Here is a 15,053-nt window from a genome sequence, read left to right on the forward strand (position 1 = left end):
TTCAGTTACCGGCCTTGATACTGGTCCAGATCCGGGTCCTGATGCGGTCGATCTTGGCCGGCATCGCCTCCAGGGCATACAGCTTGCCCATCACATCCTCGCTCGGGTAAATCATCGTATTGGCCTTCATCGCCGGCTCTACCAGGCCGTCCGCCTTGAGGTTGCCGTTGGCGTACTGCACATGGTTGCTGATGTTGGCCATCACCTCTGGCTGCAGCAGGTAATTCATGTAGGCGTATCCGGCCTTCTCATCCGGTGCATCGGCTGGCATGGCCACCATGTCGAACCACATCGGCGCACCTTCCTTGGGGATCGAATACCCCACCTTCACCCCGTTCTTCGCCTCTTCGGCGCGGTTCTTCGCCTGCAGCACATCCCCCGAGAAACCCACCACCACGCAGATATCGCCATTGGCAAGGTCACCGGTGTACTTCGATGAGTGGAAGTAGCTGATGTACGGCCGCACCTGCATCAGCAGCGCCTTGGCCTTGTCGTAGTCGGCCGGGTTCTGGCTGTGGTGCGGCAGGCCCAGGTAGTGCAGGGCGATCGGCAGCAGTTCGGGGCCGTTGTCCAGTACCGCGACGCCGCAGCTCTTCAGCTTGCTCATGTACTCGGGCTTGAAGATCAGGTCCCAGGAATCAACGGGTGCATTGTCGCCGAGCACCGCCTTGACCTTGTCGATGTTGTAGCCGATGCCGGTGCTGCCCCACAGGTACGGGAAGCCGTACTGGTTACCCGGGTCGTTGACCTCCAGCGCCTTCATCAGCACCGGGTTGAGGTTGTGCCAGTTGGGCAGCTGCGACTTGTCCAGCGGCTTCAGGGCCTTGCCCTGGATCTGCCGGGCCATGAAGTGGTTGGACGGGAACACCACATCGTAGCCGGAGTTGCCGGTCATCAGCTTGCCGTCGAGGGTCTCGTTGCTGTCGTACACGTCGTATGTCGGCACGATGCCGCTGGCTTGCTGGAAGTTTTTCAGCGTGTCGGGCGCGACGTAGCTGGACCAGTTGTAGATCTTCACCGTTTCGGCGGCGCTGGCCACGCTGGCGGCCAGCATCAGGGGGGCGAACAGGAACATGCGCATATCGGGATACCTTGCTTTGTCTGTTGTTATCGAAGGCAGGCGATCAGCGGATCAGAAGATGAGAACGTAGGTCTTGCGCACGGTCTCCTGGATGTCCCAGGTGCCGGTGCTGTTGGCCGGTAGCATGAGTGCGTCTCCGGCTTCTATGACCAGGGTTTCGCCACCGTCGGGGGTGAAGGTGCAGCGGCCCTTGATGAAATGGCAGAACTCCTGCTGCACGATCTGCCGGCGCCAGCGTCCGGGGGTGCACTCCCAGATGCCGGTTTCGACGCCATCATTGCGCTCCACGCAGGTGACCGAAGCCACTGCAACGGGTTCGCCAAGCGGCACCGCGACCGGGTTGGAGCTATCGAGCACGGCGCTGTCTGTGTGTTTGAAGTGGGTGATGCTCATGACCGGTGGATCCTGTGTCGGGGAAAGGGAAGTCAGTGCATGAAGCCTTCCATGAAGTCCGCTAACGAGCTGGCCAGGCGCCGCCTCCAGGGCGCGCTGGAGGGGTTGGCGAGGGTCCGGTCCTCGTGGACGAAGCTTTGGATGATTGCGTTGTAACCGAGCCAGCGGCAGGGCTCCGGCGGCCAGCTGGCCAGGCTCGCAAGCGGGCGGTTGTCGAGTACCCAGGGTTGCGCGGTCAGCGCGTTGTGCTGGTTGAGGATCAGCGCCGCCAAGGTGCGCCCGCCAAGGTTGGTGGCGCCGACACCTTCGCCGCCGTAGCCGCCGGCCAGGGCGATGCCGCGCTGGCGGTCGCAGAGCATGTGCGGGCGGAAGCGCCGCGCCATGCCCAGGTTGCCGCCCCAGGTGTGGGTGATGCGTGCGTGCCTGAGCTGCGGGAACAGTTCGCTGAACAGATAGCGACGCAGTTCGATCTCGTGCTGGTCAAGGTTGAAGTTTTCGCGCAGCCGGCCGCCGAAGCGGTAGCCGCCGCGGGCGCCGAACACCAGGCGGTTGTCGGCGGTGCGCTGGCCGTAGGTGACCTGGCGGCTGCTCTCGCTGAAGGCCTGGCCCTGGCTCAGGCCGATCTGCTCCCAAGTCGACTCCGGCAGCGGCTCGGTGGCCACCAGCAGGCTCTGCACCGGCAACTGATGCCTGCCCAGTGGCGGCAGGCTGGCGGCGTAGCCTTCAACCGCCGGAACCATCCACTGGCAGCGGATGCGCGCCAGGGGCGAGCGCACTTCGCCGGGCTGCCAGTCGATGGCCGGGGTGTTCTCGTAGATGGTCACGCCCAGCGCTTCCACCGCCCGGGCCAGGCCACGGGCCAGCTTGGCCGGGTGGATGGTCGCGGTGTGCGGGCTGTAGATCGCGCCATAGGCATTGCTGACCCGCAATTGCGCGTCCAGCTGCTCGGGGCGCAGCCAGCGGTAGTCGTCCTCGGTCATGCCCTGGCGATAGAGGTCGTCGAGATAGGCGCGCAGGCTGCGTTCCTGCTCTGGATAACGCGCAGCGCAATACAGCACGCCGCCTTTGCGGTAATCACAATCGATGCCTTCGCGCTGCAGCACGTTTTGCACTTCATCAGGGATGCCATGCAGCAAATCGATGCTGGCGCGGCGCTGTTGCGGCGACAGGGTGGCCAGCAGGCGGTCTTCGCCGAGCATGTTGCCCATCAGCCAGCCACCGTTGCGCCCCGAGGCGCCGAAGCCGGCAATGTTCGCCTCGATCAGCGCAATGTTCAGTTGCGGCGCCTGGCGCTTGAGGTAATAGGCCGTCCACAGCCCGGTGTAGCCGGCACCGATGATGCACACATCGACTTCAAGGTCTTGGCGCAAGGCCGGGCGCGCGCACAGCGGCTCGTCGAGCTGGTCCATCCACAGGCTGAGCGTGCGCAGGGGTTGCATCGGGTTTTGCTCCACATCCATCAAGGTCTGTGGGCGATGCTAGTGGTGTCGACCAGCGCCTGTCTTACGTGCGTGCACGCAGGGAAATTTGCTTGAGATAGGCCTTGGGGGTGAGGCCGGTGTGCTCGCGGAAGCACTTGTAGAACGCCGAAAGCGAATTGAAACCGGCATTGAACGCCAGGTCGTCGATCGATGCTTCCACACTGTCGTCGTCAAGGCTGGCCATCAGGTGTTGCAGGCGTGCCTGGTTGACGTAGCGGTAGAAGCTTTGCCCGAGCACCTGGTTGAGCAGGTAGGAAATCTGGTTGCGGCTGTAGCCGCTGGCATCAGCCACTTGCTGCAGGCCCAGTTCCGGGTCGAGGTACGGGCGCTGGCGCTGGAAGTAGTGTTCCAGGTCCTGGGCCATGGTCGACAGCTGCCGAGGTGACAGGCCCAGCCGGCTGGTGGCCGGGCGTGGGCCGCTGCTGGCCCGGGCGACGCTGTTCTGTCTGACCAGGGTGGCGTACTCGTTGACCCGCCAGATCAGGCCGTCCTTGACGGTGATCGCTTCGCTGGACTGGAACGCCACCAGGCCTTCGCCGCCTTGCACCGTGACCTGATACTGGATGAACGCGGTGCAGCCGTCGACGCGGATGCGGTCGCTGTGGACGATTTCCTCGCCGGCTTCATGGGGCAGGCAGGCGCGCACGTAGTCGCGCAGCTCGACATAGCCGAGCACGCGGTTCTGGAAAAAGTCGTGATACTGGATATCGGGGTGGTAGAGCGCGATCACGCCGTCGAGGTCACGGTGCTTCCAGCAGAGGTGGTAGCGCAGCACGGTGTCGGCGGTGAGCGGGGCCTGCTCGGGGCCGTCGGGGATAGTGAGGGCGGTCATGGGCTCGATAGTGCATTGCAGAACACCCACGTGCAAGGGGCGTCATCTGGCAATTTGCACGGTTTCGTCAAGCGGCTACGCGCATAAGTCATTGTTTTTAAATGAAGTAACTTTTTGATACGAGTGGCATGGCGGGTGCACGGAATTGTTCACCCTCGAACAAGGAGAAACGCCATGCGCTCGATACTGCTTTGGATGATTGGGGTGCCGATTCCGGTGATTATCCTGATCTGGTTCTTCATGCATTGAGATCGTTGGGGCCGCTTTGCGGCCCTTCGCGGGCCAGCCCGCTCCCACAGGTCCTGCACAAGTCTCAAGCCTCGTGCAGTACCTGTGGGAGCGGGCTGGCCCGCGAAAAAGCTCACACCGATCTAGAGAAACTGCTCCGCATAGTGACAGGCCACTTGTCGCGTACTCACTTGCCGCAACGCCGGCACTTCCTTGGCACAGCGCTCGGTCGCATACGGGCACCGCTTGTGGAACGCACACCCGTCCGGCGGATTGAGCGGGTTGGGCAGCTCCCCGGCAATGCGGATCTTCGGCCTCAGCGGATCCGGGTGAATCGCCGGTGTCGCCGACAGCAGTGCCTGGGTATACGGATGCAGCGGCTTCTCGTAGATGTCCTCCTTCGGCCCCATCTCTGCCGGGCGCCCCAAGTACATCACCAGGACCTGATCGGCCACGTGCCGCACCACCGCCAGGTTGTGCGAGATGAACACGTAGGCGGTGTTGAACTCTTTCTGCAGGTCCATGAACAGGTTCAGCACCTGGGCCTGGATCGACACGTCCAGCGCCGAAGTCGGCTCATCCGCCACCAGCACCTTCGGTTGCAGCATCATCGCCCGGGCCAGGGCAATGCGCTGGCGCTGACCACCGGAGAACATGTGTGGGTAGCGCTGGTAATGCTCCGGACGCAGGCCGACCTGTTCCATCATCTTCTGCACTTTCTCCCGCCGCTCGGCTTTGCTCAGCGAGGTGTTGATCAACAGCGGCTCGGCCAGCTGATCACCGATCTTCTGCCGCGGGTTCAGCGAGGCGTAGGGGCTCTGGAACACCATCTGCACGTCGCGGCGCAGTTGCTTGCGCTCGGACTTGCTGGCGCCCTTCACCTCGGTGCCGGCGATCTGCAGCGAGCCGGAGGAGGGTTCTTCGATCAGTGTCAGGGCGCGGGCCAGGGTCGACTTGCCGCAGCCGGACTCACCGACCACGGCCAGGGTCTTGCCGGCCTCCAGCTCGAACGACACGCCATTGAGCGCGCGTACCAGGGCGTGGCCCTTGAACAGCCCGCGGGAAACTTCGTAATGCCGGGTCAGCTCCCGGGCAGTGAGAACGACGGCCATCACGCCACCTCCTGGTTCAGCGGGTAGAAGCAACGCACCAGGCTGTGGGCCTGCGGGTCGAGAGGTGGGCGCTGATGGCGGCAGTTGTCCTGCACGTAAGGGCAGCGCGGCGACAACAGGCAGCCAACCGGGCGGTCATAGCGGCCGGGAACTATGCCGGGCAGGGTGGCCAGGCGCTCGGCGCCGACGCTGTGCTCGGGGATCGCCGCCAGCAGCGCTTCGCTGTACGGGTGGGCGGGCACGTCGAACAGCTCCGGTACCTGGCCCACTTCCACGGCCTGGCCGGCGTACATCACGCATACGCGCCTGGCAGTTTCGGCAACCACGGCCAGGTCGTGGGTGATCAGGATGAGCGCCATGTTGCGCTCCTTCTGCAGGTTGACCAGCAGCTCCATGATCTGCGCCTGGATGGTCACGTCCAGCGCGGTGGTCGGTTCGTCAGCGATCAGCAGTTTGGGTTCGCCGGCAATCGCCATGGCGATGGCCACGCGCTGGCTCATGCCGCCGGAGAGCTGGTGCGGGTAGGCGTCCAGGCGGCTTTCCGCAGCCGGGATTTCCACTTTCTTCAACAGCTCCAGGGCCCGCTGGCGTGCAGCCTTGCCCTTCAGGCCGAGGTGCTGGCGCAGGACTTCCTCGATCTGGTAGCCCACGGTATAGCTGGGGTTGAGCGCGGTCATCGGGTCCTGGAAGACCATGGCGATGTCCTTGCCCACCACCTTGCGCCGCTGGCGGCCGCTGAGCTTGAGCATATCGGTGCCGTCGAAGGTCAGCGAATCGGCGGTGATGCGCCCAGGGGCGTCGATCAGGCCCATCAGGGCCATCATGGTGACCGATTTGCCCGAGCCGGACTCACCGACAATGGCCAGGATCTCACCGGCGTCCACCGCCAGGTCCAGGCCATCGACCACGGGGACGGCATCGGTGTCGCCGAAGCGCACGTTCAGGTTGTTGATCTGCAACAGTGACATGGCGTTCTCCTCAGGCGGCGTTCTTGAGTTTCGGGTCCAGCGCATCGCGCAGGCCGTCGCCCATCAGGTTGATTGCCAGCACACTGAGCAGAATGGTCAGACCCGGCAGGCTCACCACCCACCAGGCGCGCTCGATGTAGTCACGGGCCGAGGCCAGCATGGTGCCCCACTCGGGCGTTGGCGGTTGCACGCCAAGGCCAAGGAAACCCAGCGCGGCGGCGTCGAGGATTGCCGAGGAGAAGCTCAGGGTCGCCTGCACGATCAGCGGTGCCATGCAGTTGGGCAGCACGGTGACGAACATCAACCGTGGCAGCCCGGCACCGGCCAGGCGAGCGGCAGTAACGTAGTCGCGGTTCAGTTCGCCCATCACCGCAGCGCGGGTCAGGCGCACGTAGGACGGCAAGGACACGATGGCGATGGCGATTACCGTGTTGATCAGGCCTGGGCCGAGAATGGCGACGATGGCCACCGCCAGCAGCAGCGACGGCAGGGCCAGCATCACGTCCATCAGGCGCATGATCGACGGGCCGAGGACCTGCGGGAAGAACCCGGCCAGCAGGCCCAGCAGGATCCCCGGGATCAGCGACATCACCACCGACGACAGGCCGATCAGCAGCGACAGCCGCGCGCCCTGGATCAGCCGTGACAGCAGGTCGCGGCCGAGTTCGTCGGTGCCGAGGATGAACTGCCAGCTGCCGCCCTCCAGCCACACCGGCGGGGTCAGCAGGAAGTCGCGGTACTGCTCGCTCGGGTCATGGGGGGCGACCCACGGTGCGAACAACGCGCAGAACACCACCAGGCACATGAAGGCCAGGCCCATTACCGCGCCCTTGTTGCGCGAGAAGGCCTGCCAGAATTCTTTGTACGGTGAAGGGTAGAGCAGGCTCTGGTCCACCGGGCTGGCCGGTGCGACGGATTTCGGAATCGGGCTAGTCATGGAAGGCCTCAGCGCTGATGACGGATGCGTGGGTTGGCCAGGCCGTAGAGGATATCCACGACGAAGTTGACCAGGATCACCAGGCAGGCAATCAACAGGATGCCGTTCTGGACCACGGGGTAGTCACGGGCGCCGATGGCTTCGATCAGCCATTTGCCGATGCCCGGCCAGGAGAAGATGGTTTCGGTCAGCACGGCGCCGGCCAGCAGCGTGCCGACCTGCAGGCCGAACACGGTCAGCACCGGGATCAGCGCGTTGCGCAGGCCATGCACGAACACCACGCGGGCCGGCGACAGGCCCTTGGCGCGGGCGGTGCGGATGTAGTCCTCGCGCAGCACTTCGAGCATCGACGAGCGGGTCATGCGGGCGATCACCGCCAAGGGGATGGTGCCGAGCACGATGGCCGGCAGGATCAGGTGCATCACCGCGTCCTTGAACGCGCCTTCCTCGTCGCTGAGCAGCGTGTCGATGAGCATGAAGCCGGTCTTCGGCTCGATGTCGTAAAGCAGGTCGATACGCCCCGACACCGGGGTCCAGCCCAGGCTCACCGAGAAGAACATGATCAGGATCAGGCCCCACCAGAAGATCGGCATGGAATAGCCGGCCAGGGAGATCCCCATCACCCCGTGGTCGAACAGCGAACCGCGCTTGAGCGCGGCGATCACCCCGGCCAGCAGGCCGACGATGCCGGCGAACAGCAGGGCGGCCATGGCCAGCTCCAGGGTGGCGGGGAACAGGGTGAGGAACTCGGTCCACACGCTCTCGCGGGTGCGCAGCGATTCACCGAGGTCGCCCTGGGCCAGCTTGCCGACATAGTCCAGATACTGGACCGGCAGTGGCTTGTTCAGGCCCAGGCGCTCCATGGCCAGGGCGTGCATTTCGGGGTCGACCCTGCGCTCGCCCATCATGACTTCCACCGGGTCGCCGGGGATCAGGCGTATGAGCGCGAAGGTCAGCAAGGTGATACCGAAGAAGGTCGGTATCAGCAGGCCCAGGCGCCGGGCAATAAAACTCAACATTGTCGGGGTTACCTCATCAGCCGGTCAGGGCAGTGCCGCCGGTGCCCGTGTGGGGCCCCGGCGGTCGTTGTTGTTCTACTTCACCCGGGTGGTGGCGAAGTTGTTGTTGGTCAGAGGGTTGATCACATAGCCCTCCACGTTGTCACGCATGGCGGTGAACATCTTCGGATGGGCCATGCTGATCCAGGGTTGATCGTCATCGTACACCTTCAAAGCCTCGGCATAGAGCCTGGCGCGTTGGTCGCTGTCGATCACCTCGCGGGCGCGGGTGATCAGTTCCTGGAACTTAGGGTTGCACCAGCGTGCATAGTTCTCGCCGCTTTTGGCGGCATCGCAACTGAGCAGCGGGCTGAGGAAATTGTCCGGGTCGCCGTTGTCGCCGGCCCAGCCGGTGGAGACCAGGTCCGCCTCACCCTTCTTGGCGCGGCGCAGCATCTCGGCCCATTCCATCACGCGGATGTCCAGCTTCAGGCCGATCTGTTTGAGGTCTGCCTGGAGCATTTCCGCGGAAAGCCGCGGGTTGGGGTTGGTCGGGCCGCCGCCGTTGCGGGTGAACAGGGTGATCACCGTGCCCTCCGGCACGCCAGCCTCCTTGAGCAGCTGGCGGGCCTTGGCCAGGTCGCGGGGCGGGTTCTTGTTCTCGGTGTTGTAGCCGATCATGGTGGGGGGGTAGGGGTTCACGCCGACCAGTGCGTTGCCCTTGCCGAACAGCTGATCGACGTGGGTCTGGCGGTCGAAGGCCATGTTGATGGCTTTGCGCACACGCACGTCGCTCAGGTACTTGTGTTCGGTGTTCATCGAAATGTAGCCGGTGACCAAAGCTTCGATTTCGTCGACCTTGAGTGTCGGGTCGTCCTTGATCAGCGGTACGTCATCGGGCTTGGGATACAGCGCCACCTGGCATTCGTTGGCACGCAGCTTCTGCAGGCGCACGTTGCTGTCGGTGGCGATGGCGAACACCAGCGCATCGGCCGGCGGCTTGCCGCGGAAATAGTCCGGGTTGGGCTTGTAGCGGACCTGGGCGTCCTTGTTGTAACGCTGGAAAATGAATGGGCCGGTGCCGATCGGCTTGCTGTTGAGGTCGCCGGTCTTGCCAGCCTTGAGCAACTGGTCACCGTATTCGGCGGAATAGATCGAGGTGAAGGCCATGGCCATGTCGCGCAGGAAGGGGGCTTCCGGGCGGGTCAGGGTGATCACCACGGTGTGGTCGTCGGTCTTGGTCACCGACTTGAGCAATTCCTTGAAGGCCATGCTCTCGAAGTACGGGTAGCCGACGCTGGTCTTGTCGTGCCACGGATGGCTTGGGTCGAGCTGTCGATTCAGGCTCCACAGCACGTCATCGGCGTTGAACTCGCGGGTTGGCTTGAAATAGTCGGTGCTGTGGAACTTCACCCCTTCACGCAGGTGGAAGGTGTAGGTCAGCCCGTCCGCTGAAATGTCCCAGCGTTCGGCCAGGGCCGGCTGAATGTCGGTGGTGCCAGGCTTGAAGTCGACCAGACGGTTGAACACCGTCTCGGCCGAGGCATCGGCGGTGACTGCCGTGGTGTACTGGACGATGTCGAAGCCTTCCGGGCTGGCTTCGGTGCACACCACCAGCGGCTTGGCCGCGAGGTTGCCGGCGGCGCCCAGGATGACCGCTGCCAGGGCAGCGCGGAGCGGTAGCGATGTCATGGAAACTCCCTGCTTGCAATGATTCCAGCGTAGCCGCCACGGCCCGGGTTGAAGCGGGCCATGGCGCCATCGGTCAAAGAATGTTGAATGGAATGGTGGTCACCAAGCGGAACTCGTCGAGGCTGCCATCGGCCTGCGCCTTGCTGGCGCGGTGGGCGGTGTAGGTGGCGCGGATGCTGGTGTCCTTGAACGGCCCGCTCTGCACGGCATAGCTGGTGCCGATGCCCCACTCGTAGTGGGTTTCGCCATCCAGGCCGTTGACGTCATAGGCGGTGCCCCGGTAATGGGTGCCGTCGATGCCCCAGCCACGGGCGTTGTACAGGTTGAACTTGAGGCCCGGTACGCCGTACGGCGCCATGTTCAGCACGTAGGAGATCTGCAGGGATTTCTCGTTGGGGCCGTTGAAGTCCGACAGCAGCGAGTTGGCCAGGTAGATGCCGTTGGTTTCGTGCAGGTAGTCGAAATACTCGTTGCCGTTGACTTGCTGCCACGACGCGGTGAGGGTGTGCGCCTGGTGGGTCAGGCCGAACGACAGGCTGTAGGTGTCGTTGTCGATCTCTCCCATCTTCTTGCTGCCTTCGTCCACCGTCTTGTAGTAGTTCAGGCCGGTGGTCAGGGCGAGCACGGCGTTGTCGCCGAGTACATGGCTGGCGCCGAAGTAGTACTGGTTCCAGAAGTCGTCGACCTTGGTGGCGTACAGGCTGGTGGTCAGGCTCTTGAACGGCTGGTAATTGACCCCGGCGGTGCTGGCGCGGTCGGTCTCGACGCCGGTGGCGCCATATTCGCTGCGGAACTTGCTCAGGCTCTGTTCGGTGCGTGGCGAAACGCGGTCGAAGGTACCCAGGTCGAGCGACAGGTTGTCGAATTCGGCGCTGTGCAGGAATGCGCCCTGGAAGCTCGACGGCAACGCACGGTTGCCGATGTAGGCGATCATCGGCGTGTCCACTGACTGGCGGCCGACGGTGAGGGTGGTATTGGAGACACGCGCCTTGACGTTGGCCAGGCCCATCTTGCTCCACTGGCCGACCGGGTCGCCGTCGCTGTGGGTGAGCGTCCGGTTGTTCGGGCCGGCGATCGCGGCGCGGCCCTGTTGCAGGGCGATTGCGTTGTAGCCGGCGGCCTCGACGGCAAAGCCGACAGTGCCCTGGGTGAAGCCCGAGCTGTAGTTGAGGATGGTGCCCTGCACCCAGTTGTCGCGGCTATGGGTGTCGTGGCGGGTGCCGTCGCCCTTGTAGTACTTCCAAAGCGGTGCGCGGGTGGCACGTTCGTGGGCATACCAGTTGCGGGTGCTGCCGGACAGGCTCTGGCCGTCGATGAAGCCGTTGGCCTGGTCCTGTTCGCTGCTGGATTTCAGGCTGAACGGGATGTAGTCCTGGCTCTGGGTGTCGGCCTCTGTCACGGCGGAAAAGGTGCCGATGGATAAGGCCAAAGCGGTCAAGGTGAATAGTCTCAAAGTTAAAGCTCCCTTTCTGTTCTTTTAGTTATCACCTGGCCTTGTGGGCCGGGTTGCTTGCTGCGGTGTTGCCAGGGTTGCCCGGGGTTGCCGGGCAAAATCGGGGGATTTTTGTTGGCTATGCCGGCCTCTTCGCGGGCACGCCCGCTCCCACAGGTACGGCGCTAATTCCGAACCTAAGGAGCTCCTGTGGGAGCGGGCGAGCCCGCGAAGAGGCCGGCCCTGGTTAACGCCTAATCAACACTCACACCGGAAAAGTCATTGCGCCCGAACGGGCTGACCTTGAAATCGGCCACCTTGATGCTCAACGGCTGGTTCACCGTGGAATGCGCTACCGGGGTGATCGGCACCTGCTGTTTGAGGCGCTGCTGGGCCTGCTGATAAAGCGCCGTGCGTTGCTCGCGGTCGGTCACCTGCTTGGCCTGCTTGACCAGGCGGTCGTATTGCGGGTCGCACCACAGCGAATAGTTGTTGCTGCCGATGGCGTCGCAGTTGTAGAGGGTGCCGAGCCAGTTGTCCGGGTCTCCGTTGTCGCCCGTCCAGCCGATCAGGGCGATGTCGTGTTCGCCACTCTTCATGCGCTTGAGGTATTCGCCCCATTCGTAACTGACGATGCGCACCTTGAAGCCGAGCTTGTCCCAGTCGGCCTGGAGCATCTCGGCCATCAGCTTGGCGTTGGGGTTGTAAGGGCGCTGTACCGGCATGGCCCACAGGGTGATCTCGGTGCCGGGCTTGACCCCTGCCTGCTGCAGTAACCGCTTGGCTTTTTCCGGGTCGTACGGCGCGTCCTTGAGGCTGTTGTCGTAGGACCACTGGGTTGGCGGCATGGCGTTGACTGCCAACTGGCCGGAGTCCTGGTACACCGCCTGGATGATGGCCTGCTTGTTCACCGCCATGTCCATGGCCTGGCGCACTTCGAGGCGGTCGAACGGTGGGTGCTGGGTGTTATAGGCTATATAGCCGAGGTTGAAGCCGGGCTGTTGCATGACCTGCAGCTTGCCGTCGGCCTTGAGCGCCGGCAGGTCGGCCGGGCGCGGGTGCAGGGTGACCTGGCATTCGTTGCGGCGCAGCTTCTGGATGCGCACCGATGGGTCGGTATTGATCGAGAACACCAGGTTGTCGATCTTCACTTCATCAGGCGCCCAGTACTCCTGGTTGCCCTTGAAGCGGATCTGCGAATCCTTCTGGTAACGCTGGAACACGAACGGCCCGGTGCCGATCGGTTGCTGGTTGATGTCGCTGGGGCGCCCGCTGGCCAGCAACGTTTCGGCGTACTCGGCCGAGAGTATCGAGGCGAAGCTCATCGCCAGGTTCTGGATGAACGCGGCATCGACCTTGTTCAGGGTGAACACCACGGTCATGGGGTCGGTCTTCTCGACCCGGGTGATGTTCTTGTCCAGTCCCATGCTGACGAAATATGGGAATTCGGTGGGGTAGGCCTTACGGAACGGCTGGTCCCTGTCGAGCATGCGGTTGAAGGTGAACAGCACGTCATCGGCATTGAAATCACGGCTCGGCGTGAAGGCCTTGTTGGCATGGAACTTCACGCCGGGGCGCAAGTGGAAGGTGTAGCGCAGGCCGTCTTCGGAAACTTCCCACTGGGTCGCCAGCGCCGGGTGCACGGCGGTGCCGCCACGTTCGAACTCCACCAGGCGATTGTAGATCGGCTCGGCGGCGTCGTTGTCGGTGGCGCTGGTGTACTGGGCGGTGTCGAAGCCGGCCGGGCTGCCTTCGGAGCAGAACACCAGGTTCTTGGCCTGAAGGGCAGGGGCCTGGCTCAGCAGGCCAAGGGCGAGCAGGGTCGAAAGGCGAGTGACGTGGCGCATGGCGATTCCTTTTCCAGCTGTTCAAGCCGCTTCGGGGTACGAATGACGGCAACAGTTTCCCGACTCCGTCGCGGGTAGCGTCGGAGGGGGCACGAAATGCTTGGTGGTGAGGCGCACCCGCCGTCGAGGGCGGGTGCGGGGAGCTACCCTATTTATCCACGCTGACGCCGTAGAAACTGTTCAACCCGAACGGGCTGATCTTGAAGTCCTTCACCTTGGCGCTCATCGGTTGGTAGACCGTGGAGTGGGCGATCGGAGTGATCGGCACCTGTTCCTTGAGGATGTGCTGGGCCTTCTGGTACAGCTCGGTGCGCTTGGCCTGGTCGGACGTGGCCTTGGCCTGCTTGATCAGGTCGTCGTAGGGCTTGTAGCACCACTTGGAGAAGTTGTTGCCGTCGACGGCGTCGCAGCCGTACAGGGTGCCGAGCCAGTTGTCCGGGTCACCGTTGTCACCGCTCCAGCCGATCAGCATGGCGCCCTGTTCGCCGCCTTTGGAGCGCTTGATGTACTCGCCCCACTCGTAGCTGACGATCTTCGCTTTGATACCGATCTTGGCCCAGTCGGACTGCAGCATCTCGGCCATCAGCTTGGCGTTGGGGTTGTAGGGGCGCTGCACGGGCATGGCCCACAGGGTGATCTCGGTGCCTTCCTTGATGCCGGCTTCCTTGAGCAGTTGTTTGGCCTTCTCGGGGTCGTACGGTGCGTCCTTGATGCTGGTGTCATACGACCACTGGGTGGGCGGCATGGCGTTGACTGCCAGCTGGCCCGCGCCCTGGTAGACCGATTCGATGATCTTCTTCTTGTCCACGGCCATGTCCAGTGCCTGGCGGACTTGCAGCCGGGCCATCGGGTTAGGCTCGTTGCTGCCCTTGATCTTGTCCATCACGTTGTAGGCGATGTAGCCGAGGTTGAAGCCGGCCTGCTGGGGCATCTGCAGGTTCTTGTCGGCCTTCAGCGGCTCGATGTCGGCCGGCCGCGGGAACAGGGTAACCTGGCACTCGTTCTTCTTCAGCTTCTGCATGCGCACGGAGGCGTCGGTGGAGATGGCGAAGATCAGGTTGTCGATCTTCACATCTTCGGGCTTCCAGTAGTCCTTGTTGCCCTTGAAGCGGATCTGCGCGTCCTTCTGGTACTTGCTGAACACGAACGGGCCGGTGCCGATCGGCTTCTGGTTGATGTCGGCGGCCTTGCCGTCCTTGAGCAATTGCCCGGCGTACTCGGCGGACTGGATGGAGGCGAAGCTCATGGCCAGGTTCTGGATGAACGCGGCGTCCACTTCATTGAGGGTGAACTTCACCGTGTGATCGTCAAGCTTCTCCACCTTGGCGATGTTCTTGTCCATGCCCATGTCGGTGAAGTAAGGGAACTCGGTGGGGTAGGCCTTACGGAACGGGTGATTCTTGTCGAGCATGCGGTTGAAGGTGAACAGCACGTCGTCGGCGTTGAATTCGCGGGTCGGCTTGAAGTAGTCGGTGGTGTGGAACTTCACCCCTTCGCGCAGGTGGAAGGTATAAGTCTTGCCCTCGTCGGCCACGTCCCAACTGGTCGCCAGGCCCGGGATTACCGCGGTACCGCCGCGTTCGAACTGGGACAGGCGGTTGAACACGGTCTCGGCCGAGGCGTCGAAGTCGGTTCCTGTGGTGTATTGCCCCGGGTCGAAGCCGGCCGGGCTGCCTTCGGAGCAGAACACCAGGCTGGACGCGGCCTGGGCCAGTGGAGCACCGGCGAGCAAGCCTGCACCTAGCAGGAACGGAATGACTGCGTGTTTGAGCATGGTGGCCTCATTGTTGTCATTTTTGGGGTTGAGGTGGCCTCGTGAGCCGACCTGCGGATACTTATGCAGGGGGTATTCCCAATGCAACAGGGAGAAGGATAGTTGGCGTCAGAAAAGTAGTACGAGCGTACATGGATGTCGCATTCGTATAACTTTCAGCGAAGTTGAACGTTTGCGCGGGCGAAATGATGGCTTTTTGCTGGATGTTTCAGGGGCGTAAAGTATGTAGGACGCACTTATATAGTGCGTAGGAAAATTCCCAAATTCATGATTTGACG

At 63.2% G+C, this 15,053-nt stretch carries 12 protein-coding genes; all 12 read right to left on the minus strand.

Annotated features, from left to right (window positions below):
- Position 1: 1 nt before the first annotated feature.
- Positions 2–1,081, minus strand: coding sequence for a polyamine ABC transporter substrate-binding protein (locus CQW31_RS08580; RefSeq protein ID WP_099814298.1), 1,080 nt, complete (start codon positions 1,079–1,081; stop codon positions 2–4).
- A 51-nt stretch (positions 1,082–1,132) separates the two neighbouring features.
- Positions 1,133–1,474 carry a cupin domain-containing protein gene (locus tag CQW31_RS08585; RefSeq protein WP_054886975.1) on the minus strand — a complete coding sequence of 114 codons (342 nt, stop codon included), beginning with the start codon at positions 1,472–1,474 and terminating at the stop codon, positions 1,133–1,135.
- A 32-nt stretch (positions 1,475–1,506) separates the two neighbouring features.
- Positions 1,507–2,913 carry an FAD-binding oxidoreductase gene (locus tag CQW31_RS08590; RefSeq protein ID WP_099814299.1) on the minus strand — a complete coding sequence of 469 codons (1,407 nt, stop codon included), beginning with the start codon at positions 2,911–2,913 and terminating at the stop codon, positions 1,507–1,509.
- A 64-nt stretch (positions 2,914–2,977) separates the two neighbouring features.
- Entirely contained in the window at positions 2,978–3,787 is an 810-nt protein-coding gene (locus CQW31_RS08595; protein WP_099814300.1) for a nuclear transport factor 2 family protein, read from the minus strand.
- A gap of 371 nt (positions 3,788–4,158) precedes the next feature.
- Positions 4,159–5,127 (minus strand): peptide ABC transporter ATP-binding protein, encoded by a 969-nt coding sequence (locus CQW31_RS08605; protein ID WP_099814301.1) that lies wholly within the window; start codon positions 5,125–5,127, stop codon positions 4,159–4,161.
- Positions 5,127–6,095, minus strand: coding sequence for an ABC transporter ATP-binding protein (locus tag CQW31_RS08610; protein WP_054886979.1), 969 nt, complete (start codon positions 6,093–6,095; stop codon positions 5,127–5,129). The genes CQW31_RS08605 and CQW31_RS08610 overlap by 1 nt, the downstream gene beginning before the upstream one ends.
- A gap of 10 nt (positions 6,096–6,105) precedes the next feature.
- A complete protein-coding gene (locus CQW31_RS08615) occupies positions 6,106–7,032 on the minus strand; it encodes an ABC transporter permease subunit (RefSeq protein WP_054886980.1) in 927 nt (308 codons plus the stop codon).
- An 8-nt stretch (positions 7,033–7,040) separates the two neighbouring features.
- The gene (locus tag CQW31_RS08620) at positions 7,041–8,051 is read right to left on the minus strand and encodes an ABC transporter permease subunit (RefSeq protein WP_099814302.1); all 1,011 of its coding nucleotides are present in this window, start codon (positions 8,049–8,051) and stop codon (positions 7,041–7,043) included.
- 75 nt (positions 8,052–8,126) lie between these two features.
- The gene (locus tag CQW31_RS08625) at positions 8,127–9,722 is read right to left on the minus strand and encodes an ABC transporter substrate-binding protein (protein ID WP_099814303.1); all 1,596 of its coding nucleotides are present in this window, start codon (positions 9,720–9,722) and stop codon (positions 8,127–8,129) included.
- A gap of 73 nt (positions 9,723–9,795) precedes the next feature.
- Positions 9,796–11,175, minus strand: a complete 1,380-nt coding sequence (locus CQW31_RS08630) for an OprD family porin (RefSeq protein ID WP_054886983.1) — start codon at positions 11,173–11,175, stop codon at positions 9,796–9,798.
- Positions 11,176–11,408: 233 nt separating this feature from the next.
- The gene (locus CQW31_RS08635; protein WP_054886984.1) at positions 11,409–13,001 is read right to left on the minus strand and encodes an ABC transporter substrate-binding protein; all 1,593 of its coding nucleotides are present in this window, start codon (positions 12,999–13,001) and stop codon (positions 11,409–11,411) included.
- Positions 13,002–13,149: 148 nt separating this feature from the next.
- The gene (locus CQW31_RS08640; protein WP_054886985.1) at positions 13,150–14,775 is read right to left on the minus strand and encodes an ABC transporter substrate-binding protein; all 1,626 of its coding nucleotides are present in this window, start codon (positions 14,773–14,775) and stop codon (positions 13,150–13,152) included.
- Positions 14,776–15,053 lie beyond the last annotated feature (278 nt).

It is taken from the genome of Pseudomonas sp. 382 (genome assembly GCF_002759075.1).
GTDB lineage: Bacteria > Pseudomonadota > Gammaproteobacteria > Pseudomonadales > Pseudomonadaceae > Aquipseudomonas > Aquipseudomonas vlassakiae.

Excerpts from the sequence above, each read along its gene's own strand:
- CQW31_RS08590 (WP_099814299.1), bottom strand. The coding sequence starts at position 2,913 with ATGCAACCCCTGCGCACGCTCAGCCTGTGGATGGACCAGCTCGACGAG.
- CQW31_RS08635 (WP_054886984.1), bottom strand. The coding sequence starts at position 13,001 with ATGCGCCACGTCACTCGCCTTTCGACCCTGCTCGCCCTTGGCCTGCTG.
- CQW31_RS08625 (WP_099814303.1), bottom strand. The coding sequence starts at position 9,722 with ATGACATCGCTACCGCTCCGCGCTGCCCTGGCAGCGGTCATCCTGGGC.
- CQW31_RS08640 (WP_054886985.1), bottom strand. The coding sequence starts at position 14,775 with ATGCTCAAACACGCAGTCATTCCGTTCCTGCTAGGTGCAGGCTTGCTC.
- CQW31_RS08620 (WP_099814302.1), bottom strand. The coding sequence starts at position 8,051 with ATGTTGAGTTTTATTGCCCGGCGCCTGGGCCTGCTGATACCGACCTTC.
- CQW31_RS08615 (WP_054886980.1), bottom strand. The coding sequence starts at position 7,032 with ATGACTAGCCCGATTCCGAAATCCGTCGCACCGGCCAGCCCGGTGGAC.
- CQW31_RS08595 (WP_099814300.1), bottom strand. The coding sequence starts at position 3,787 with ATGACCGCCCTCACTATCCCCGACGGCCCCGAGCAGGCCCCGCTCACC.
- CQW31_RS08580 (WP_099814298.1), bottom strand. The coding sequence starts at position 1,081 with ATGCGCATGTTCCTGTTCGCCCCCCTGATGCTGGCCGCCAGCGTGGCC.
- CQW31_RS08585 (WP_054886975.1), bottom strand. The coding sequence starts at position 1,474 with ATGAGCATCACCCACTTCAAACACACAGACAGCGCCGTGCTCGATAGC.
- CQW31_RS08605 (WP_099814301.1), bottom strand. The coding sequence starts at position 5,127 with ATGGCCGTCGTTCTCACTGCCCGGGAGCTGACCCGGCATTACGAAGTT.
- CQW31_RS08610 (WP_054886979.1), bottom strand. The coding sequence starts at position 6,095 with ATGTCACTGTTGCAGATCAACAACCTGAACGTGCGCTTCGGCGACACC.